We start from the raw sequence: 23,218 nt of genomic DNA, 5'->3' as shown, positions 1-23,218 counted from the left end.
CCTCTTTTTGTTATGATTTTAGATGAAAACGACAGAAAAATATTGCGCCTTCTGCAGGAAGATGCGCATTTGACATTAAAAGACATTTCAAATCGTATAAATCTTTCACTAACTCCGGTTCATGATCGAGTGAAACGTCTTGAAAAAGAGGGTATTATAGAGCGATATGTTTCTATTTTGAACAAGAAAAAGTTGGGTAAAAACCTCACTGTTTATTGTCAAGTGACCTTGGTGAAACAAACTTTTGATATTTCGGATAGTTTCAATCAAGCGATATTGAATTTGCCTGAAGTGGTGGAGTGTAATTTTGTTTCGGGAAGTTTTGATTATATGCTCAAGATTGTATTGCCTGACATGGAAAGTTACCATCATTTTCATCAAATGAAATTGTCGATTTTGCCTGAGGTGTCTTTGATAAATAGTTTTTTTATTATTTCGGAAGTGAAGAGTACGACGGTTTTGCCGATTTAGATTATGCAAGTTCTACGTGTCTAAAAATTAACCGCAAAGTACACAAAGAATACCGCAAAGTTCGCAAAGCTTTGTGTGCATAGTGTTTCCTTTGTGAACTTTGTGGTTAAAATGTTTTTAAGTATTTTGCTCGATAAATTTTTTCGAATTGAAAATAAAAAATCCGCCTTGTTCTAAAACTTGGCGGATTTCTGTTGAATTCAGGCTGGGGCACATTTATTATCTAAAAAACTAAAATTAAAACTAAAAGAGTTTCCCCAACCTGTAAATGTAAATGCTAGTAGTACGTAAAACGTCTTACTTTGGCAATATATTTGGCTAGTCTGATTACTTGGTGACTGTAACCGTATTCGTTGTCATACCAAATGTAAAGCACTATATTCTTCCCGTCTTTGGAAACGATAGTTGCGTTGCTGTCATAAATTGAAGGTGCAGAAGTTCCCACGATGTCTGAAGAAACTAATTCGTTATTCAATGAATATTTGATTTGTTCAACCAATTCACCTTCAAGCGCATACTTTTTCATAATGCTATTGATGGCTTCAACCGAAGTTTCTTTGTTTACTTCCAGATTCAACACGACCAAAGAGCCATTTGGAACTGGTACACGAATGGCATTTGACGTTAATTTTCCTTCAAGAGATGGCAATGCTTTGGCAACTGCTGTTCCGGCACCAGTTTCGGTGATGACCATATTGAGGGCAGCTGCTCTACCACGACGGTATTTATTGTGCATATTGTCGACCAAATTTTGGTCATTTGTATAAGCGTGAATTGTTTCAAGGTGTCCTTTTACAACTCCCAAAGTGTCTTCAATCGCTTTTAGGATTGGAGTAATGGCATTGGTGGTGCATGATGCAGCCGAGAAAATGTCAATTTCGTCTGGGTTATATTCGTTTTGATTCACACCATGAACGATATTTGGAACTCCTTTTCCTGGAGCAGTAAGCAATACTTTATCAACTCCTTTTGAAACTAAATGACGGCTCAATGCTTCTTTGGTTGTGAAAGCACCTGTGTTGTCAATCACTAAGGCATTGTCGATTCCGTATTTCGTATAGTCAATTTCCTCTGGAGTGTTTGCTGTGATGATATGAACTGTAGTTCCGTTGATGATTAAGGCATTGTTTTTAGTATCGGCAACAACAGAACCTTGAAAATCTCCGTGAATGGAATCGTAACGTAATAATGAAGCTCTTTTTTCTAGGCTTGTAGCATCGTTTTTATCTCTTGTAACGATGGCTCTCAAACGCATTTGTTCTCCTTTTCCTGTTTTGGACATTAGCTCTCGTGCCAATAAGCGTCCAATACGACCAAAACCATAAAGAATTACATCTTTGGGTTGGATTTCTTCAGAGAATTTAGCTTCTTTTAATTTGTCTAAAACAAAATGTCTTGCATCTGGGTATTTTTCATCTTCTAAACGGTACTCGTAAGTAAGTTTTCCAATATCCAATTTTGATGGTGGCAAATCCAAAGTAAGAATTACATTTGCAATTTCAACTGAATCTGAAACTGAAATCGGTTTGCCTACAAATTTACCTGCATATTCATGTAAGTTGATAATTTCGCTTACGTTTCTATCTATTAATTGATTTCGGAACAAAACCAATTCGATTGATTTGTCGTACCATAAATCGCTAATAATTTTAATTAATTCTACTCCTGAACGTCTTCTATCGGCTTGAAACGAAACCTCTTTTTCGTATAAATCCATGTTATTCATGTTGAAAATTTGTATTGTTAATTAATGCAGTTTTTTAAAATTTGGTGCAAAAGTACTTATTTCAATCGATTTCGTAACTTTTTTTAAAACTTTTTTGAAATAAAAAAAGCCGACTTGAAAATACAAGCCGACTTTGAATTTATGGTTTTAACTTTTTTAGATAATGATTCTCATGACCTCACCGTTTTTATTTATCATTTCAATACGGATGCTTTGTTTTTCGTCTTTATTATTCAAAAGTTTAGAAACCGTTTCGACATTGGTTGCTTTGACATTATCAATGCTTAAAATGATGTTTCCGACAAGTTCATCAGAATATTGTGATAAGTTTTCATTGGTAATGGATTTGATTTTTACGCCATAATCCAATTTGAATTTCTTTTTGTCAGCAGCGTCTATATTTTCGAGTTCGATTCCTTTGAATTCGGTATTAAAGTTTTCGGTTTTGCTCAATACAACAGGAACAACTAAATTTTTACCATCTCTAATGATAGTAACCTGTACTTTATCATTCGGTCTTTTGGTATTTACATAACCAGATAGGTCGGCAAAAGTGGAAATATCCTGATTGTCTAATTTGATGATAATATCTCCTTTTTGCAATTTAGCTTTTTCGGCACCTGAGTTTTTGGAAACTCTATTAATGTAAAAACCTTGTGTTTGAGAAATACCTAATTCTTTAGACGCAGTTCCATTTAATTCGCCACCTTCAACGCCTAGAATTCCTCTTTGTACATTTCCAAATTCCATTATGTCCTCGATTATTTTTCTGGCATTATTGGAAGGAACTGCAAACGAATAGCCTACATAAGAACCTGTCATTGATGAAATCATTGTGTTGATTCCGATTAGTTCTCCACGGGTATTTACCAATGCACCACCACTGTTTCCTGGGTTTACCGCAGCATCAGTTTGTATGAAAGACTGAATGCCTCGAGTATCTAGATTTCTGGCTTTGGCCGAAACAATTCCTGCTGTTACAGTTGATGTTAGATTGTACGGATTTCCAACAGCCAGTACCCATTCGCCCACTTTAACCGAATCAGAATTGGCAAATGTGGAATACGGTAGTTTTTCGTCGGCATCAATTTTTAGCAAAGCAATGTCCATTTTGGAATCGGTTCCGATGATTTTTGCTTTGTATGTTTTTTTGTTGTTCAATGTGATTTCAATGTCTGTAGCGTCTTTTACCACGTGATTATTAGTTACTATATACCCATCTTCAGAAATAATAACACCAGATCCTGTTCCAACTTGTTCTTGCTGTTGCTGCCCTCCATAGCCATAAAAGTATTCCATTATCGGATTCGAAATAGTTCTCACCGATACGTTTTTTACGTGAACTACAGTATGTACGGTTTTGTCTGCAGCAACTGTAAAATCGATGTTTTCGGCACTTAATCCAACTTGCCTTCCGTAGGATTCAGGAGCAAGTGTCGTAATTCCGTTTTTGTTGGAAGAAAAATAACCATTGTTGTCAAATAATAATTTGTATGCGCCAAGGGTTGTTGCGCCACTCAACAAGGATACCAAGAATAATTTTGAAATTTGTCTCATTTTGCTTTTCGTTTTTATTAGTTATTTAATAACGAATTTAGCAGATTTTTTTTTTCGAACAATATGGTTTAACGCTCTTTAACAATGATTAACAATTCATTAATAGTTTGTACTTTTGTGTGATAAAATGGAAATAAAAATGCAATTAGAATTTTATAAATACCAAGGTGCTGGAAACGATTTTGTTATGATTGACAATCGTTCCGGATTTTTTCCAAAAGAGAATACACAGCTAGTTGCTCATTTGTGTGACAGACGTTTTGGGATAGGTGGGGATGGACTTATTTTGTTGGAAAATGACTCGGATACTGATTTTAAAATGGTGTATTACAACTCCGATGGGAATCAAAGTTCGATGTGTGGTAATGGAGGTCGTTGTTTGGTGGCTTTCGCCAAAGACTTAGAAGTGATTGAAGATAAAACCACATTTATTGCTACAGATGGTTTGCATCACGCTTCATTTGAAGATAATGGATTAGTTTCTTTACAAATGATTGATGTTCCAACTATAGCTATTAAGAATGACCACTCTTTCTTGAATACAGGTTCCCCACACCATGTTCAAATGGTGGAGGATTTAGAGCATTACAATATAAAAGAAGAAGGTGCTGCGATTCGTTATGGTGAATTGTATGGCGCGGCAGGAAGCAATATTAATTTTGTAAAAAAAATAGATGACACTACTTTTAGGCTTCGTACTTATGAAAGAGGTGTTGAAGACGAGACTTTGGCTTGTGGAACTGGAGCTACAGCAGTTGCAATTGCCATGAATGCCACAGGACAAACAAATGCCACAGCTATCAATGTAAATGTAGAAGGCGGAAAATTAGTAGTTTCCTTCGATAAAGGAGAAAACGGTTTTACGAATGTTTTCCTGAAAGGCCCTGCTGAATTTGTGTTTAAAGGAACAATAGAAGTTTAGTTTTTGAACTTTCGAAAAATCAAATTCATTTCTTAATTGAAAAAAATAAAAGTAAAGCTTTGACTTGCTTTTGAACAAAAATAAATGAAAACATTAAAAGGCGACAACATTTATATCCGAGCACTTGAACCCAATGATTTAGAGTTTGTCTATTGCATAGAAAATGACCAGAGTATTTGGGAAGTGAGTAATACACATACACCTTACAGTCGGTTTTTGGTGAAGCAGTATTTAGAAAATGCGCATCAGGATATTTATGAAGCCAAGCAATTGCGATTGGCAATTTGTCAAGATGAAGATTTTCCAGCTTTGGGACTGATTGATTTGTTTGATTTTGACCCAAAGAACAATAGAGCAGGTGTGGGGATTGTGATTCAGGCGTCAGCCAATAGAAATCAGAATATTGGGTCGGAAGCACTTGACTTGCTTATTCAGTATGCTTTTTATAATCTTAATTTACATCAATTATATGCAAATATTGGATGTGAAAATAAGGCTAGTATTGCGCTTTTTACTAAATTTGGTTTCCAAAAAATAGGCGTAAAGAAAGATTGGACTTTGGTAAATGGAGTTTACAAAGACGAAGCAATTTTTCAATTAATTAATAATCACACGAGCGACAGCGAACTGGCGCAGTAATTTAAATTTTTTTATTTTGAATCTAAAAAAAATAGTATCATTAGTATCCGTTGCATTAATTTCAATATTAATTGTTTACGGATTTGTTTTGATGTATCAAATTTTTAGTGGTAACACAAAGTTTGAAGAAAAAGAGTTGTATGTATATGTACCTACTGACTCCAATTATGAGCAAGTAAAACAAATTTTAGAGCCTTATGTCAAAGATATAAGCCGTTTTGAGATGGTAGCCGGAAAAACCAGCTATCCTGAAAATGTAAAAGCAGGTCGTTTTTTGCTAAAGAATGGTATGAATAGCTACGAGTTGGTCAAAGCGATGAAATTTAATGATCCAGTGAGTTTGGCCTTCAATAATCAAGAGCGTCTAGAGAATTTTGCTGGTAGAGTGGGTTCTCAAATCGAACCGGATAGTCTTGAGTTATTGAATACATTTAAAGATTCTATTTTTTTGAAAGAAAACGGATTTAACGAAGAGAATGTTCTAGTGATGTTTATTCCTAATACTTATGATATATATTGGAATACTTCGGCAGAGAAGTTTCGTGATAAAATGATTAAGGAATATAATAAGTTTTGGAATAAAGAGCGTACGGCCAAAGCTGCTGCGCAAGGATTGACTCCAATTCAAGCTACGATTTTGGCTTCAATAGTGCATAAAGAATCTGTTAAGAAAGATGAACGACCAAGAATTGCAGGTGTTTATTTGAACCGATTGAAATTAGAAATGCCATTACAGGCTGATCCAACAGTAATTTTTGCGATGAAAAAGAAGTCGAATGATTTCAATCAAGTAATTAAAAGAGTTTTTTATAACGATTTGATTATGAGGCATCCTTATAACACCTATGTGAATATTGGACTTCCTCCAGGGCCTATCGCAATGCCAGATATTACAGCTCTTGAAGCAGTTTTAAATCCTGAAAAACATAATTATATTTATTTTTGTGCCAGTGTAGACCGTTTTGGATATCATGAATTTGCATCGACTTTGCCTGAGCATAATATTAATGCCAAAAAATATTCGGATTGGATTAATAGTCAAGGTGTGCAACGTTAACTAAACATAAGTATTATTAAAAAAAGCTTCAAAATTGTTTAAGAACAATTTTGAAGCTTTTTTTTAGCCTAACTTTTTTCTTGTCAAGTTTAATTTAACCTAAAATGATGTCCTGAAAACGGGATTGCATGAGGGATGGAAATGGCATCTCCCGATTTAGAAAAACAAGGCTTTTTTAGCCGTAGTTTTTGTTAACCGGGAATATAATGGACAGCCCGACCCTTGTGGTCATGCCCAAAAAACAATATATTAATTAATAATTCTTATATTTTTATTTCAAACGTTATCGTAAAATGAAGATTTTGTAATCATTTCAGTATTATTTTGCTTTTTCTAGACGTTTTTTCTTTTTTTAAACAAGAATAAGCTTATGTTTTGATGCTGAATAAGTTGTGTTTTTTCAATTATTTCATTTTATTTTCAAAACTTGAACGCCCGCACAATTAGTAACTTAAGGAGTGAAAATTTAAAAAGTTGATAAGTTTAAAGCCTTGATTTTCAGCTTTATTTTTAAAGTCGTATCTTTGAGCATAGAAATTTCATAACGGGACAGCGTTTTGAAGAAAACCCAAATATGATAAAAAAATGGTATTTTTACACAAGTTTGATTGTTGTAGTAGCTTTTTTAAGCTTAGGTTTTAAACCCTCCAAATTAGAATCTACCCCATGGTTTCTAATTAACGAAACAGATGATACATCCTACTTACTACCATCATTAAATGTGAGCGATTATACCAATTCTGAGATTCCCTATACTGGAACCTTTTTTATTGGATATAAGGAAGCAATCGGCTTCAAAGAGTCACAAGGAAAATACAGAAAAATTAATTCTCTCGGTTATTTAGGTAAATACCAATTTGGTATTGAAACTTTAAAAACTATTGGTGTTCACAATTGCGATGCATTCTTGAACAGCCCCAAAATGCAGGAAAAGGCTTTTATTGCCCTTTTGTCAAAAAACAAATGGGAACTAAGAGGTATTATTGAAAAGTATGAAGGAACTGTTTTAAACGGAATTCATATTACAGAGTCCGGAATTTTGGCAGCGGCACACCTTGCTGGTGTGGGTTCTGTTAAAAAATTTTTCAGATATAAAGGAAAACGTTTTATCAAAGACGCTTATGGAACTTCGTTAAGAAGTTATCTGAGAAGATTCGGAGGTTACGATACTTCCTTTATTGTTCCAGATAGTACAGCAAAAGTGAAGTTTTAAAATTGTATTTAACCTTAAATTTTATTAAGAGGCGGTTAGGAATTATTTCCAAACCGCCTCTTAAATTTTAATCTACATTTGCAATAATTTCTCCTTTCGGATTTACTTTTAATTTGATTGTTTCGTTATCTTTTTTAAGCTTTAAATTGTATTCCTTTTTTTTGATATCCCCATTTTCTTGAGTGTAGAGATACTTGTCGTTTACAATATGCCAACCAGGATATGCTTTGTAAACAGAATAGATGACAGGAGTGGGAAGTTGTGTATTGGTGTATTTTTCGACAACACTGGTGAGTTTCCCATTAGAATCATAAGTAGCAGTCAAAATTCCTTTTTTTCCTTCCAGAATAACTAGGTAATTGTCAAAACCTTCGTAGTCTTTTCCTAAATTATAAGCAATGAATTCTTTTTGAAGTTGTATGACACTGGGGTCGGGATTTCTATCGGGCAAATAATATGAAAAATCTTTTCCAGCATTTTTAATAACGATCTCTGGTAGGTTTATGGCGTTCATGGTTCCTTCATCATTACCTTCTTCTGACTTGCTCTGCGAAAATGAGGTAATATGTATTCCTAAAACTAATGCGATAATTAATACTGTTTTCATAATATTCTATTTTAAATTAATATTATATTTTGAAATTTTATTTTTAAAGCAAATGTTAAGGTTTGTTCATTATTTCTTCCCCTTTTTGTTGTTTATTTATTTTAAAAACAATTCATAAATGTAGGGTAATAATAAAATGGGTATTGTTAATGCTTTACTTAATAGGTGTTAATTTAAAAGAACTCTTTTTATTCAGATTGAGAGTTATAATTTTTAAATTAATAAGCAAGTACCTCACAATTTCGGATTTTTAAGATAAAAAACTGTATGGATTTAATGGGAATTAAGATTTATACTAATGTTGTAAAAAAAAATGGGAGTTAAAATATAGCCATTCAGTATTTTGAAAACAAGTTAAAATACTGAATGGCTATAAAGAGAAAGTGTATATTTAGTAAATTTAGTAATGCTAATAGAACTTTGGAAGGAACTATTTATTACTCAATTAAAATTTCTAAAATTTGTATGGCTGCCTCGCTAATTTTTGTTCCAGGTCCAAAAACGGCAACCGCACCAGCATCAAATAAAAATTGATAATCTTGAGCAGGGATAACTCCTCCAACGATAACCATAATGTCTTCCCGTCCGTATTTTTTAAGTTCTTCAATTACTTGAGGAACCAATGTTTTATGCCCAGCAGCGAGTGAGGATACACCAAGGATGTGCACGTCGTTTTCTACAGCCTGTTTGGCAGCTTCTGCAGGGGTTTGAAATAGTGGGCCTATATCCACATCAAAACCTACATCTGCATAACCTGTAGCCACTACTTTGGCACCACGATCGTGTCCATCCTGTCCCATTTTGGCAATCATGATTCTTGGTCGACGCCCTTCTTGTTTGGCGAAGGTGTCTGCCAATTGTTTAGCTTTTTCAAAGCTTTTGTCGTCTTTCATTTCTTTGCTATACACTCCGCTAAAAGATTTAATTTGTGCTTTATATCTTCCGAAAACCGTTTCCAATGCATCGCTAATTTCTCCCAATGTGCAACGATTTCTTGCCGCTTCAACTGCAAATTCAAGTAAGTTCCCTTCTCCTGTTTCGGCACAAAACTTCAGTTTTTGAAGTGATGCCTGTACTTTATCAGAATCTCTAGAAGCTTTGATTCTGTCTAATTGTTCGAGTTGTTGTTGGCGAACCATTTGATTGTCCACATCCAGAATTTGTAATGGATCTTCTTTTTCTAAACGGTATTTGTTGACTCCAACAATGATATCTTGACTACTGTCAATACGGGCTTGTTTGCGTGCTGCGGCTTCCTCAATTCGAATTTTTGGAATTCCAGTTTCAATGGCTTTGGTCATTCCACCCAATTCTTCCACTTCTTCTATGAGTTTCCAAGCTTTCTCTGCAATTTCGTTGGTTAGGCTTTCTACATAATAACTACCTGCCCAAGGATCCACGGTTTTGGTGATTTTGGTTTCTTCCTGTAAATAGATTTGTGTGTTTCGGGCAATTCGAGCCGAAAAATCAGTTGGCAAAGCAATCGCTTCGTCCAGTGCATTAGTGTGTAAAGACTGTGTTCCTCCAAAAGCTGCCGCGGTTGCTTCAATACAAGTGCGCGCCACATTGTTGAAAGGATCTTGTTCCGTTAAGCTCCAGCCAGATGTTTGGCAGTGAGTTCTCAGTGCTAATGATTTATCATCTGCTGGGTTGAATTGTTTAATCAATTTGGCCCAAATCATTCTTCCTGCTCTCATTTTGGCAATTTCCATAAAATGGTTCATCCCAATCGCCCAGAAAAAAGATAGGCGAGGGGCAAAATCATCAATTTTCATTCCTGTTGCCAATCCTGTTCGAATATATTCCAATCCATCAGCCAATGTGTAAGCCAATTCGATATCAGCCGTTGCTCCAGCTTCCTGCATGTGGTATCCTGAGATGGAAATGGAATTGAATTTCGGCATTTTGTTGCTGGTAAATTCAAATATGTCTGCTATGATTTTCATAGATGGAGTAGGTGGGTATATGTAGGTATTACGCACCATAAACTCTTTCAAAATGTCATTTTGAATGGTTCCCGAAAGTTGTTCCGGTTTTACACCTTGTTCTTCGGCAGCAACAATATAAAAAGCCATGATAGGTAAAACGGCACCGTTCATAGTCATTGAAACCGACATTTCGTCAAGTGGAATCTGATTGAATAATACTTTCATATCTTCAACAGAGTCTATGGCAACTCCCGCTTTTCCAACGTCACCCACTACACGTTCGTGATCCGAATCGTAACCTCTGTGTGTAGGAAGATCAAAAGCGATTGAAAGCCCTTTTTGACCTGCAGCTAGATTTCGTCTATAAAAAGCATTGCTTTCTTCGGCGGTTGAGAATCCAGCATACTGACGTATTGTCCAAGGTCTGCGTACATACATGGTAGCGTATGGACCTCTTAAATTAGGAGCAAAACCAGCTCCAAAATCAAGATGCTCGATAGATTCTATATCTTTTTCAGCATATGCTTTGTGAAGTTCAATTCCTTCTGCAGTTTGGAAATTTTGTCCCGAGTGTAAAGGAGCAGTTTCCAAATTATTGGAATTGTCAAGCTTTATATGTTGTAAATCTTTTCTTTTCATTTTTTTTTAGCCTTTAATCGCTTTAGTTACTTGACCAAATTGATTTTTAGTTTCTATTGAAGACTTAATATTGTAACTTGATTATTCTTCAGAAAGTCGTTCCTGCTCTAATTTTTCTGCCAATCTTTTTTCAATTATTGGAGTAATCAAAGTTTTTCTTGGTTTGATTTTTACAAAAGGAAATAACTCTAAGTCATGTTTCATTTTGTCATTCTTGTTGGGATATTTATTTGTTCCCAAAAGTGTTTCTTTTCCAGAATCAAACAAGCTTTGTTCGGCATCAGCGCTTTCCTGTATTTTTCTTTTGATTACACCTTCATTCAGTTGTTTTAGAAAACCTCCGTTGGCTTCGATGTCTTTGAATAATACTAATGCTTTTTCAGCCAATTGATTGGTTAAGCTTTCGATATAATAACTTCCATCGCCTGGGTTATCTACTTTGTCAAAATAACTTTCCTCTTTTAGAATCAACAATTGGTTTCTGGCAATTCTATCTCCAAATTCATTGTCTTTATGATACAAAGCATCATATGGTAAATTTGCAATAGCATTTGCTCCACCAAGAATAGCACTCATACATTCGGTTGTGGTACGCAGCATATTCACATTGTAATCGTAGATAGTTTTGTTACGCTTTGTTGGAGTTACGAGCAAATGACAATCCAAATTATGATTGTATTCTTTGACTATGCTTTTGAAAAGGATTCGAAAAGCGCGAAGTTTTGCGATTTCGAAAAAATAATTTCCTCCTACTGAAATCTGAAAAACGATAGGTTGATTTATATCTTGAATTCGGTTGAAATATTCATTAGCGTGTGCCAGACTGTAAGCAATTTGCTGTACCATAGTAGCACCCGCATTTTGATACAATCCACTGTTGATACTTATAATCGAAAGAGATGAGGTTTCTTTCGAAAGTGTATTTAAGGTGTCAAAGTTGTTTTTTTCTTGGGTATTGTACCAATTTCCGTCTTTGGCCAATTGTCCGATTGGATCTAGAAGGCAATAGATAGTCGCTTTTTTTTCTTTTGCAATAGCGTTAATCTTTTTAACGAAATCGATTGAAATGAAATTGAAATGAAAGTAAATGGAAATTTTTTCTAAAGGAAGCTTTTTCAATAGTTTTGCAATATTTACGGTTTCTTCCGGAATAGTAAAACGCAGACTTTCGGCACCACGATTGATGGAATCCAACGCTTTTTCAATTGATTTTTCTATATCAAAGACGTAGATGTTTTGGCAAATTTTGAATTGCGAAGCTTTTGTGTCAACGTTATATTTTTTGGCAACGTCTTCTTTATCGTAAAATGGTTTTACTTTGATGTCCTCGGGAGAATTCCATATTACCGTTTCGTTATAATCGGCTCCTTTGAGTTCAAATTGAATTTTTTGTTTCCAGAGTTTTGCAGAAACTGGGCTGAAATCGTCGAATAAATTCTTGGCCATTTTTTAATTGTAATTAGATTTGAAATGCGATAGGATTATTTTTTTTTGACAGTATCACCATCAAACTCGATGATGTAAATATCTTCACTATCTTTTTTCATATAGTATTTTTCCCGAGCATATTTTTCGATTTGCAACGGATTTTTTAGTTGTTTGATGTTTTCTTCATCTTTTTTTATTTCACCTTGATAATAAGTGGCATTATCTTCCAATTCGTCAATTTGCTTGTCCAAAAAACGATGTTCAAAATAAGAATAGTTATCCAGAAAAATCATCCAAGTTAAAAACGATAACGAGACCCAAACGTACTTGTTACTTAAAAATTTAAACCAAGATTTGTCTTTAAAGGGGTTTTTCATTGGGAATATTTTTTAATCCAAATTTAATGGGGAACGACTATTTGCTTTATAACATCTTAATTTACATTATAAAAAATGAAACAAAGAATTGTTGTGAATTAAACACGATAAAATTACAACAAAATTATAAAATACGCTGATTAATTACGGCACGAACTACGTCAATGGCGACAGTATTGAATTTGTCGTTCGGAATTATAATATCAGCAAAGGCTTTTGAAGGTTCAATAAATTGCTCGTGCATTGGTTTTAATGTGCTTTGATAGCGGTTAAGGACTTCATTCATGTCTCTTCCGCGTTCGGCAATATCTCTTTTCATACGACGAATTAAACGTTCGTCTGAATCGGCATGCACAAATATTTTGATGTCAAAAAGATTTCTTAATTCGGGGTTTGTCAAGATTAATATGCCTTCCACTATCATTACTTTTCTGGGATGCGTAACAACGATGTCGTCGGTTCTGTTATGTTGTACAAAAGAATAGACAGGTTGGTCAATGGTGTTTCCGGCCTTTAACTCTTTTAAATGTGCTACCAGTAATTCAAAATCAATAGCTCTCGGATGGTCAAAATTGATGTGTGAACGGTCTTCGTAACTCAAGTCGTGTGTTTGTTTGTAGTACGAGTCTTGAGCAATAATCCCAACTTCAGCTTCGGGTAATTCATTCATGATTTGATGTACCACTGTTGTTTTTCCTGATCCTGTCCCTCCTGCGATTCCTATGATAAGCATAAAATAGATTTATTGTGTTTTAAGGTGCAAAAATAGGAATTTATATTTTTAAAAATAGAATTGATTTGTTCTGGTTTATATTGCTCCTAAATAATAAAAATGAAATGTTGGTTGTATATGTTTATGCGAATGTGCTTTTGATAATTTACGGAATTAGTTTTATTATTTATAAAAATACGTAATATTAATCATTTGTAAATCAATTAAATAGACGTGTTTTTTTACTCTTAAAGCTTAAATTTTTTCGAGTTTACTAATCCATTAGTTAAAAAACTAACAAATTAGTTTGTCTACTAATTAATTAGTAGTATCTTGCGCTAAAATATTTTAACAATGATAAAATTAGCTAAGCGAGAAGAACAGATAATGCAAGTGTTTTGGGATTTAAACAAAGCCTTTATTAGGGATATAATTCCGTTGCTGCCAGATCCAAAACCGCATTATAACAGTGTGGCAACAATAGTAAAGATACTTGAGGAAAAAGGGTTTCTTAGTCATGAAACAGCAGGGAATATGCATAGTTTTTTTCCAGTTATCAGTAGAGAAGAATACCAACAATTTGCATTGAAGGATATTGTTAGCCAGTATTTTGACAATTCGTATCCTCGAATGCTTGCTTTTTTTGCAAAAGAGCAAAAACTTACCGAAAATGAATTGGATGAAATAGTAAACATCATTAAAAAAGATAAAGTATGATACCTTATATTTTGTACACAGCCCTTATTCTTTCTGCTTGTCTTATGTTTTATAAGCTGCTTTTGCAAAAAGAAACTTTCTTTCAGTTGAACAGGCTTGTTTTATTGAGCTGCATGATTTTGGCTTTTATTTTGCCATTACTTCCGGTTCCGCAGCAATTGTCGTTAAGGAAAGATGCTGTGGAGGCACCTATTCCTTTGGCAAAAACGGCTGTTGACAAAAATCAGGCTGTCGAGCTCAAAGCACCGCCAGTACAGGAAGTCTTTGTTGAACAAGCTAAACAGACATTTGATGTTGACTTGTTATTGCAGTGGCTAGTTTATTTGTATTGGTTTGGCGTATTAATCTTTGCGCTTAACTTTTTGATGCAGGCTTGCGTGCTTTTTTATAGAGCGTATTCCTTATCGGCAATTCAGGATGGAAAATTCCGAATTGTGGAAATAACCGGCGACAAAGCTCCTTGTTCATTTGCTAACAATATTTTCATTAACCCAGAGAAATACGAATGGGAAACGTATACTCAGATTTTGCAGCATGAAAAAATTCATATTGAGCAAAAACACACCATCGACCTTTTGCTAGCTGAGGTTGTGCTTGTTTTTCAGTGGTTTAATCCTTTTGCATGGCAATGGCGAAAAGCATTGGAAAGCAATCTTGAATTTTTGACTGATGATAAAATGTTACAACAGGAAACCGTTGAAAAAGAAAGTTATCAGTTTAGCCTGCTTAAGGTAGCGGCACCGCATTTTCCATTGAGTCTTACAACTAATTATAATCAATCATTAATCAAAAAACGAATCATTATGATGAATTCAAAAAAATCAAGCGTTCACACAACATGGAAATATTTTTTCCTGTTGCCTTTATTAGTCTTGTTTGTCTGCCTTTTTAATCAACCGGTAGCGCAAGGCCAAACTTTAAATTTAAATGAAGAATCCAAAGATCAGTCAAGCATTCAGAATGGAATGGATACTGAGGGAAGTTGGTTTGCAGTTATCAAAGGCAACACAGTAAGTATTCAGTTTAAAAGCGGTGAGCATGATAATTCTTCAACTACTTTTCAGTTGAGTGAATTGAAAGGGCTGACAAAGGACATGAAAGGCGAGTTTACAATAACACGTGAAGCGGGAACCATGAATTTTGCTGGAAAATTTGAAGGTGACAATGGAATGGGAACTTATAAGTTTATTGCTAGTAAAAGTTTTAGCAAAGAAATGGCTGAAGAAGGAGTTACAGTTGCGGATGAAAGCGACCTTATGGTTTTCTTTATGGTAAATGTGAAAACTTCGTATGTAAAAATGCTAAAGAAAAACGGATACAAGGATATTGATAAAGATCAATTGATTCCATTGGCTTCTTTAGATGTTAATGAGGAATATATAAAATCTATTAAGCAGGCTGATATCCCTAATCTTGATTTGGATGATTTGATTCCTTTTAAATCAATGGAAATAAATAAAGCCTACATTGATGAGATACGCCAAGCCGGCTATAAAAATATTACAGCGGATAATATTATTGCATTAAAATCTCAAGATATCAGCGGTAAATTTATTACTGATTTCCATAATTCGACTAATGGCAAAGATGATGATGAAACAGGGGATAATATCATTGCATTTAAATCGATGAATATCGATAAGGAATTTATTGATTCTTTTAAAGAATTAGGATATAAGGATCTTTCTAATGATGATCTTATGGCTTTGAAATCTTTAGATATTACTCCAGCATATATCCATGAGTTTGAAAAGGTAGGTTATAAAAATCTTAAACCTGATGATTTGTTTGCATTGAAATCTTTAAATATTACTCCAAAATATATAGGTGAATTTGAAAAGATAGGTTATAAAGACCTCAAAACAGATGATCTATTTGCTTTGAAATCACAGAATATAAATCCAGATTTAATAACTGAGTACAAAGATCTTGGGTTTAAGGATCTGAATGTAGATAATGTTGTTGGAGCAAAAACAATGGGAGTTTCTCCTGCCTTTATTAAATCCATGATGGAAAAAGGGCATAATTTTAAAACCCTTGAAAAGTATGTTGAATTGAAAGCTGTGGTTGGTAATTAAATGATTATCAAACGGGTTTTTTAATCCAACAGAATAAAACCAGTGTTGTAATGACTAAAATGAAGCCCAAACCAACATGGAATGGGCTTTTATTTTACATTCTAAAATTTATTTGCAGTTAAATGTAAGTATCAATTGTTTTATTACAATCGTCTAAAATATAACTTTCTCTGTAACCAATTTGCCATTTTTTAAACGAATTTGAACCATTAAAAATTGATTGGCAGAACTAAATTCAGGAACATTAAATTCATTACTGTTGATGTTTCCTTTTTCATAAAGTTTTCTTCTGCTTAAATCATAAACTGTTACATTATCAATGGTTTGGTCAAATGAATTGATTTTTATGCGACGATTTTTAACAGAGACCAACACTTTTTTAACTAACTCCTCAAAATTCACATTAGAAAAATCAGGTATTTTAATAGAATTATCTATGTATCTCAATACAAAACGATCGTCAAATGTGCCTATAGCAGTAGAAAAACTGTAGGCTCCTTTTTTAAGATTGACAACAGTGCCAGTCAATTTGTCCTCTAAAAATACGGGTAGTTTAGTCAAAATCCCATCTATTTGGTCGATGTTTATTGAAAAAGTTCCTTCTATAGTCGTTCTATATCCTAAAGGGACTTGATCCAGTATTTCGAACGGCAGTGCTCGACCTTGAATTGAAAGTTTATTACTGTCATTAATGCTATAAAAATCAATATATGTATTTGAATCCATAGTCTTACCATCAAATCGTTTGTCCATTCCATTGGTGGCATTGGTAACATATCCAATTAGTAATTGCTTGAAAGCACCCTCCGTATTGGATAGATTGAGCCAGACTCTGTGTTTTTTCAATTCTGTGTTTGCTTTCGTTCCTTTAAAAAACTGAGAATTATTGAGTATTGCTCCTCCAACACCTACTCGCATTGTGTTTTCAAAAGTAACGGTGCCTAAAGCATTTGATGTAGCAAAAAAGGCTTGTCCAGATGCAATCTCTCCTGATGGAATAGAATTATTAATACCTGTATTTGCTGCAGCGGCAGTTGTTCCAGTGCCACCAACAGCATTGAAGGAGGCATAGTCATTTGAATTGTAAACATAAAAAGAACCGCTTGGTGTAATTGGTGTGTTATGGGTCCAAAAATAAATGGTTCCGTCTAAAACTGTATTTGCGGCTAAAAATGCTTCAGCATCCAAAGCTGATGGGTAAGGATTTCCAATAAGATATTCCAAACCAGCTCCAGCTATTGAGACAGAAATAGAACCATTGTTCGGTATACCAATAAAACTGGCAGTATGTACTGCTGGAGTAGCATTACCTTGCGGACCGCGAATAATGTAGCCAACTCCTTTTTCCATGACTGTTCCTGTTGCTTCTATTTTCCATGTCCCGGCTACAGCATCCCAAGAATAATACTTGTCAAATAAGGTTGTAGGCGAAACATTCAATAAGGTTTGTGGAGAAACAGGAGAAGACCAATAAGTATAATCAAATTTACCAACTGGAGTTGTATTTCTTCTGTATTCTATATTTCCAGTATTGACCACATTATTGGTTTGTATCAAGTTTGAATTGTTTTCGAAAATTATTGATCCAGTTCCTAAAACAGTTAAGCCATTTTCTAATACTAAAGAAACTCCTGGATTAACGGTCACATTTACTAAGTCATTCACTTCGCAAGAACAAGCCTCTATGTCAGCTGAAAGTGTATAAGCACTTGCAAAAATTGCTTTTTTATTTACATCTGGATTTCCATTCGACCATGTACCAGCAGAATACGTTGTAGTAGTTGCAGCATTTAAAACAACGGTTGTTGCCAATGTTTCGCAACCATTTGTGTTTCTAATTTTTATGTAATAAGTACCAGCAGGCAACAAATTTTTCACATTCGAAGATTGATATGTTACTCCATCATCAAAACTATATTCGTCCGAAGGATCTGATCCGTTAACGGTTATTTGTCCAGTTGCTGTTACACAATTTGGTTGCACGAGAGCAGTGGTAAAAGTTGTAGGACTTGAACCTGTTGTTATTGTAAGTGTAGTAGAATTAGCGCTCGCTCCACAACTATTTTCTGCTCGTACTCTTATATAGAAAGTTAATCCAGATGCCAAACCCGTTACATTTTCTGTTACCACACCACTACCTAACAATAAATTATTATAGGCAGGAATAATATCTGTAAAGATATTGTCTCTTGCAACGTCTATGCGATAACCCGTTACATTAGGAATTGTTGTCCAATTTGCCGTAACATTATTACAGGTAATTGTTCCAGCTGTAAGCGAGGGAACAGCAGGTAGTGTTGGCTGTGCCGCATTGCTGAATGAAGCCGAATCCACTGAAGTACAGCTTCCGTTAGTGGCAGTAACGGTATAAGAAGTCCCAAGGGTCATGCCACTGATTGCTCCTCCAACACCCACACTCGGGCCAGCAGGAGTGAATGTATAGGTGTTGCCTGCAAGATAATTACTTATAGTAGTTGTTCCGTCTGCAGAACAGCTCGCCGCCGTGCTGCTCAATGTTGGAATCGCTGGGGTTGGCAATTGTGCCGCATTGCTGAACGAAGCCGAAGCCACAGAAGTGCAGCCTCCGCTAGTAGCAGTAACCGTATAAGAAGTTCCAACGGTCATGCCGCTGATTGCTCCTCCAGCACCAGCGCTCGGGCCAGCAGGAGTGAACGTATAAGTGTTACCTGCAAGATAATTGCTGATAGTACTTGTTCCATCTGCCGAGCAACTTGCTGCCGAGCTGCTCAATGTTGGAATAGCAGGGGTTGGTAATTGTGCGGCATTGCTGAATGAAGCGGATGCTGCTGATTGAGTACAGCTTCCATTAGTGCCTCTTACCGTATAAGAGGTTCCAACGGTCATACCGCTGATTGATCCACCGACACCAACAGTTGGTCCTGGCGGAGTGAATACATAGGTGTTTCCAGCAAGGTAATTGCTAATGGTACTTGTTCCATCTGCCGAACAACTTGCCGCCGTGCTGCTCAATGTCGGAATTGGGGTAGGTGGTACTGAATTTACCGTAAGGGTTGTGTTACTTGAAGTACATCCTGAGCTTGTATTTGTAGTAGCTACTGTATAGGTTCCTGAGTTTAAGTTAGCGAATGTTGCCACAGTTTGTGTTACAGCTGCCACAATAGGAGCTGTTCCAGTTAATGTATAAGTAACATTTGCTGCGGGTGTTGGAACGGTAACTACGATTGTCCCTTGAGGTGTGGCACAGTTAGGTTGCGCGGTTACACTGGCCGTAGGTGCTGCGGGGGTTATTGGCTGTGCATTTATAACGACATTGGCAGTTGCCGGCGAAGTACATGTTGACTGAGTTACCGTAAAATTATAAGTGTTAGCCGCAAGCCCAGTGATAGTAGTACTTGTAGTATTGCCTGGAATGCTTCCTGGATTTATGGTCCAGCTTCCTACAGGCAAGCCGCTTAATGCCACACTACCAGTTGCTAATGCGCATGTGGGTTGTGTAATGGTTCCGACAATAGGAGCTGGTAGTGTTCCAACTGAAACTGTAATGGTATTACTGGCCGCACTACAACCCCCTCCTGCGGTTCCATAAATTGCATAGCGACGGTAGTAAGTTGTTACGCTAATTGCAGGAGCAGCATAAGTGGCTGAGGTAGCCCCAGAAATATTGGTAAAGTTGACATTGTCTGTTGAAGATTGCCATTGATAAGAAAGAGTATAGCCAGGTATTGTAGTACCAACCGTTGCAGCAGCTGTAGACGTAAATGCAGCTGGGGTATAAGGCACTGGACAAGAACTTTGGTTTCCAGCAACTGAACCAGAAGTTAGTGTAGGGTCGCCAATTACGTTTAATTTAATGACATCACTAATGCCAGGACAACCATTATGAGTAATGATTAATCGGAAATAATAAGTACCTGCAACGCTTTCAAAAGTGGTGTAAACAGGATCAAATTTGTATTGTGGTATAGTGCTTGTAGGGCCAGGAGCATTTACCCAAGTTGCTTGATTATCATAGCTAACCTGCCATTGTCCAGTTGCAGGACCAAAATTAGGGGCGTTTACTCCTCCACCAGGATTGCCCGAATGAACATCAATATCATTTTCAGCTGCAGCTATATTACCACAAATATTTATGGTGTATTCATTATCATCTTGATTTTCAGTAAATTCAATATTAACAACTGGTGTTGCATTTACTGTTATTGAAGCCGTTGGTGTTCGGGTAGGACTTTTACATCCTACGGCGTTACGAGCTTCGGCATAATAAGTTGTGGTGATTGTTGGGGTTATAGAAAAATTATCTCCACTTGCAGAAAATCCAACACTAGTACCTCCTGTAGCTGCTGTGTACCAATATATCGTATTGCCTGCAGAGGTCGCATTCAAAGTAATGCTTCCTGAACCACTACAAAAAGTAGTTGGGCTATTTGGAGTGACTGAAGTTGGTGTAGTGGGTAAATCATTTACAGTTAGGATAACTGCATCAGAAGTAACCGGACAGGTGGCATTATTGAGTACTACATCAAAAGAAGCGCCATTTTCTGAGATAGCGGGATTAGTTATTGTTAGGATATTGGAGTTAACCCCGCTATAAGGAGCTACATTGGTTAAATTCACACCATTTTTTCTCCATTGATAGGTGGTCACTCCTGTTGCCCCAACGCTAATAGTTGCAGTTCCAGCTCCTGCACAAATAGTAGCAACAGGACTAACAGGTTGTGTTGCAATTACTGGCAGAACATTTGATGTTACTGAGGCTGTAGCTGTTCGCGTGGCACTGACACATGAGGTTGCGGCATCACGGGATTCAGCGTAATAAAAGGTTGCAGTAGGGGCTGAAACAAAAAAATCGATTCCACTAGACGATGACCCTACTGTACTACCGCCTGTGGGGATTGTGTACCAATCAATTGTATTGCCGGCAGAAGTAGCATTCAAAGGAGTAGTTCCTGCTGTAGTACATGCTACAGTTGGACTACTTGGGGTAACAAAAGTGGGCGGGGAAGGGCGGGGATTTACTGTATAGGTTATGTTACCAGATAAAAGCCCACAGCCTGCGCCATTCAGCATCACGCTATAGATACCGCTATCTGAAATAGTTGGATCAGTTATGGTTAATGTTGCCGTAGTAACCCCACTATAGGGACCTGTGTTGGTTAAATCGACACCATCTTTTCTCCATTGCCAAGTAGTGGCTGTAGAGTTTATACTGATAGTACTTGTACCAGATCCTTCACAAACAGTACCAGAAATAACAGGCTGTGTATTTATTGTAGGAGGAGCAGTTTTAGTTACCGTACCGGTTGCAGTACGACTACTACTGATGCAATTTTGGGGGGTAATTGCTTCTGCATAATAAGTTGTTGTTGTATTATCTGGAGGTGTTATTGAAAAATTGACTCCACTAGCTGATGACCCAAGAGAGGATGTCGAAATTGCAGTCGGGTACCAAAATATTGTATTGCCTGCCGAAGTGCCGTTTAAATTGATATTTGTTCCGTTACAAATCGTTATTGGACTGGAGGGAGCTACAGGTGTAGGCGGTGGTGGTAAGGCAACAACGGTTAAAATAACTGCGTTTGAAGTTTCTGTACAGCCTTGACCATTAGTCACAATCACATCAAATGAAGCACCATTTTCAGAAAATGGAGGTGATGTTATTTGTAAAGTCCTGCCAGTTACGTTATTATATGGTGGGTTATCTGCCGCAGTTAAATTTACTCCATTTTTTCTCCATTGATAACTAAGTCCTGTAGGAGATACAGAAATTGTTCTTGGAGTGATACTACCAACACATATTGGGTTTGGGGTAGCAGGTTGTACAGTGATAATGGCAGGAGGTGTGTATGTTATAGTAATTTGTCCATTACCCCCATTACCTCCGTTGAAAGGGCCTCCTGCAGATAATAATAAGCCTCCGCCTCCGCCTCCGCCGGGAGATGTTCCGTTATTACCTATTGATTGTGTAGTTATAGAAAGTCCACCAGTCCCTCCGGTAGGGCTATTCCCACCAGCTCCTCCTGTAGTAGAGGTTCCTGTTACTCCATTATTACCAGAAGTGTTTGTTGTTCCTCCCGAAGCTGTTCCTCCAATACCGGCAGTTCCGTTGTCTTGAAATCCTCCAGTACCGCCATTGGCTGTCAATGCAAGTATAGTTGTTGTACCGCCATCTCCACCATTTCCGGAACCTCCAATACCTCCAGAACCAATGCTGTAATTTATGATTTGACTTGGAGTTACCATAACAACATAAGTGCTATATCCTCCACCGCCACCGCCGGAACCGCCACTGGGATTAATTGTGGCTGCACCACCAGCACCTCCGCCTCCCCATGCTCTAACCGTAAGGGAAGTAACCCCACAGGGAACTGTCCAAGTGTTAGAGCCAGGAGTTGTAAAATTAACAGTTGTTTGGGCAAAAATTGAATTTCCAATCACCAAAAGAATTAAAACAGCCCAAAATGAAATTGCTGCTTTTGAAACATATCGCTGCAAGTTGAGATAGAATTTTTTCATGTTACACCTTTTTTTGCTGTTCTGAAGTAGGATAAAAAAACAAGGGTGCTTCCCATCGCTTTTTCAATCGATAGTTGTAGGCTTAAATGAAGATTTTGGGTTGGGGTCAATTATTAGGAAATCAATTTTTTCAGTAGTTAAAATATTGATTTATACCGCATTAAAAATAACAGATAAATTTACAAAGACAATTGTTAAAAATTAAAATAAGTCGTTGAAATTCAGTTTTATCCGTTGTTGTGAATCTTTTTTTTGGAATCTTTTTTTTGCTGATATTTTTTTGGGTTAAATCCTTGTTATTTTTTTATAAATGTATTTTTTAGGATGATAATGCAATGTTGTTGAATTAAGAGTTAAAACAAAATAGCCAAATTGTCAGTTCGAGCACAGTCGAAACTAAAACCAAAAGCAGCTGCAATATATTCCAATTTTATTTTTGTCCATTCGAGCTCATTCTAGAAGCTTTATCGGATTGGTTTTAGTCGAGAATAGTCATAAAAATCAATTGCCCTCCACAGGGTAGTTATCTAAGAATAAATTAAAGCGAATCAGATTAAAAAATCAGTTTCTTCTTTATTTAATTTTTAGTAGCATGTAGTTAATAGTCATTTTTAACACTTATATCGAAAATAGTAGTAAAACTGTATTTATA

15 protein-coding genes are annotated in these 23,218 nt (G+C 36.1%); 7 read left to right on the top strand and 8 right to left on the bottom strand.

The window, feature by feature from the left end:
* Window positions 1–12: 12 nt before the first annotated feature.
* Window positions 13–471, top strand: coding sequence for an Lrp/AsnC family transcriptional regulator (locus B0E44_RS00310; protein WP_077370209.1), 459 nt, complete (start codon window positions 13–15; stop codon window positions 469–471).
* Between the two features lie 277 nt (window positions 472–748).
* Here the strand turns inward: B0E44_RS00310 and B0E44_RS00305 are convergent, their stop codons facing one another.
* Both B0E44_RS00305 and B0E44_RS00300 read right to left on the bottom strand, forming a co-directional pair.
* Window positions 749–2,197 (bottom strand): glyceraldehyde-3-phosphate dehydrogenase, encoded by a 1,449-nt coding sequence (locus B0E44_RS00305; RefSeq protein ID WP_077370208.1) that lies wholly within the window; start codon window positions 2,195–2,197, stop codon window positions 749–751.
* Between the two features lie 156 nt (window positions 2,198–2,353).
* Window positions 2,354–3,754 carry a S1C family serine protease gene (locus B0E44_RS00300; protein ID WP_077370207.1) on the bottom strand — a complete coding sequence of 467 codons (1,401 nt, stop codon included), beginning with the start codon at window positions 3,752–3,754 and terminating at the stop codon, window positions 2,354–2,356.
* A gap of 139 nt (window positions 3,755–3,893) precedes the next feature.
* Here B0E44_RS00300 and dapF point away from each other — a divergent pair, with 139 nt between their 5' ends.
* From dapF to B0E44_RS00280, 4 genes are all read left to right on the top strand, one after another.
* Window positions 3,894–4,676, top strand: coding sequence for a diaminopimelate epimerase (gene dapF, locus B0E44_RS00295; protein ID WP_077370214.1), 783 nt, complete (start codon window positions 3,894–3,896; stop codon window positions 4,674–4,676).
* A gap of 84 nt (window positions 4,677–4,760) precedes the next feature.
* The gene (locus B0E44_RS00290; protein WP_077370206.1) at window positions 4,761–5,315 is read left to right on the top strand and encodes a GNAT family N-acetyltransferase; all 555 of its coding nucleotides are present in this window, start codon (window positions 4,761–4,763) and stop codon (window positions 5,313–5,315) included.
* Between the two features lie 16 nt (window positions 5,316–5,331).
* Window positions 5,332–6,372 (top strand): endolytic transglycosylase MltG, encoded by a 1,041-nt coding sequence (mltG, locus tag B0E44_RS00285; protein WP_077370205.1) that lies wholly within the window; start codon window positions 5,332–5,334, stop codon window positions 6,370–6,372.
* Between the two features lie 574 nt (window positions 6,373–6,946).
* A complete protein-coding gene (locus B0E44_RS00280; RefSeq protein WP_077370204.1) occupies window positions 6,947–7,585 on the top strand; it encodes a peptidoglycan-binding protein LysM in 639 nt (212 codons plus the stop codon).
* Window positions 7,586–7,652: 67 nt separating this feature from the next.
* Here the strand turns inward: B0E44_RS00280 and B0E44_RS00275 are convergent, their stop codons facing one another.
* From B0E44_RS00275 to udk, 5 genes are all read right to left on the bottom strand, one after another.
* On the bottom strand, window positions 7,653–8,192 hold the full coding sequence (locus B0E44_RS00275) for a hypothetical protein (protein WP_077370203.1): 540 nt from the start codon (window positions 8,190–8,192) through the stop codon (window positions 7,653–7,655).
* Between the two features lie 437 nt (window positions 8,193–8,629).
* On the bottom strand, window positions 8,630–10,759 hold the full coding sequence (gene scpA / locus B0E44_RS00270) for a methylmalonyl-CoA mutase (protein WP_077370202.1): 2,130 nt from the start codon (window positions 10,757–10,759) through the stop codon (window positions 8,630–8,632).
* Window positions 10,760–10,840: 81 nt separating this feature from the next.
* Window positions 10,841–12,205: a methylmalonyl-CoA mutase subunit beta gene (locus tag B0E44_RS00265; protein ID WP_077370201.1), complete on the bottom strand. Its 1,365-nt coding sequence runs from the start codon at window positions 12,203–12,205 to the stop codon at window positions 10,841–10,843.
* Between the two features lie 35 nt (window positions 12,206–12,240).
* On the bottom strand, window positions 12,241–12,564 hold the full coding sequence (locus B0E44_RS00260) for a septum formation initiator family protein (protein WP_077370200.1): 324 nt from the start codon (window positions 12,562–12,564) through the stop codon (window positions 12,241–12,243).
* A 124-nt stretch (window positions 12,565–12,688) separates the two neighbouring features.
* Entirely contained in the window at window positions 12,689–13,297 is a 609-nt protein-coding gene (gene udk / locus B0E44_RS00255; RefSeq protein ID WP_077370199.1) for a uridine kinase, read from the bottom strand.
* A gap of 333 nt (window positions 13,298–13,630) precedes the next feature.
* Here udk and B0E44_RS00250 point away from each other — a divergent pair, with 333 nt between their 5' ends.
* On the top strand, window positions 13,631–13,993 hold the full coding sequence (locus B0E44_RS00250) for a BlaI/MecI/CopY family transcriptional regulator (RefSeq protein WP_077370198.1): 363 nt from the start codon (window positions 13,631–13,633) through the stop codon (window positions 13,991–13,993).
* Window positions 13,990–16,071, top strand: coding sequence for a M56 family metallopeptidase (locus B0E44_RS00245; RefSeq protein WP_077370197.1), 2,082 nt, complete (start codon window positions 13,990–13,992; stop codon window positions 16,069–16,071). Before B0E44_RS00250 ends, B0E44_RS00245 begins: the two co-directional genes overlap by 4 nt.
* Before the next feature lie 153 nt (window positions 16,072–16,224).
* On the opposite strand, the gene B0E44_RS00240 is transcribed toward B0E44_RS00245, so the two are convergent.
* A complete protein-coding gene (locus B0E44_RS00240) occupies window positions 16,225–22,566 on the bottom strand; it encodes a T9SS sorting signal type C domain-containing protein (protein ID WP_077370196.1) in 6,342 nt (2,113 codons plus the stop codon).
* Between the last annotated feature and the right edge of the window lie 652 nt (window positions 22,567–23,218).

Origin of the sequence: Flavobacterium sp. A45 (genome assembly GCF_002001005.1) — a bacterium.
In the GTDB taxonomy this organism is placed as follows: Bacteria; Bacteroidota; Bacteroidia; order Flavobacteriales; family Flavobacteriaceae; genus Flavobacterium.
This window is presented reverse-complemented; position numbering and strand designations above follow the sequence as displayed.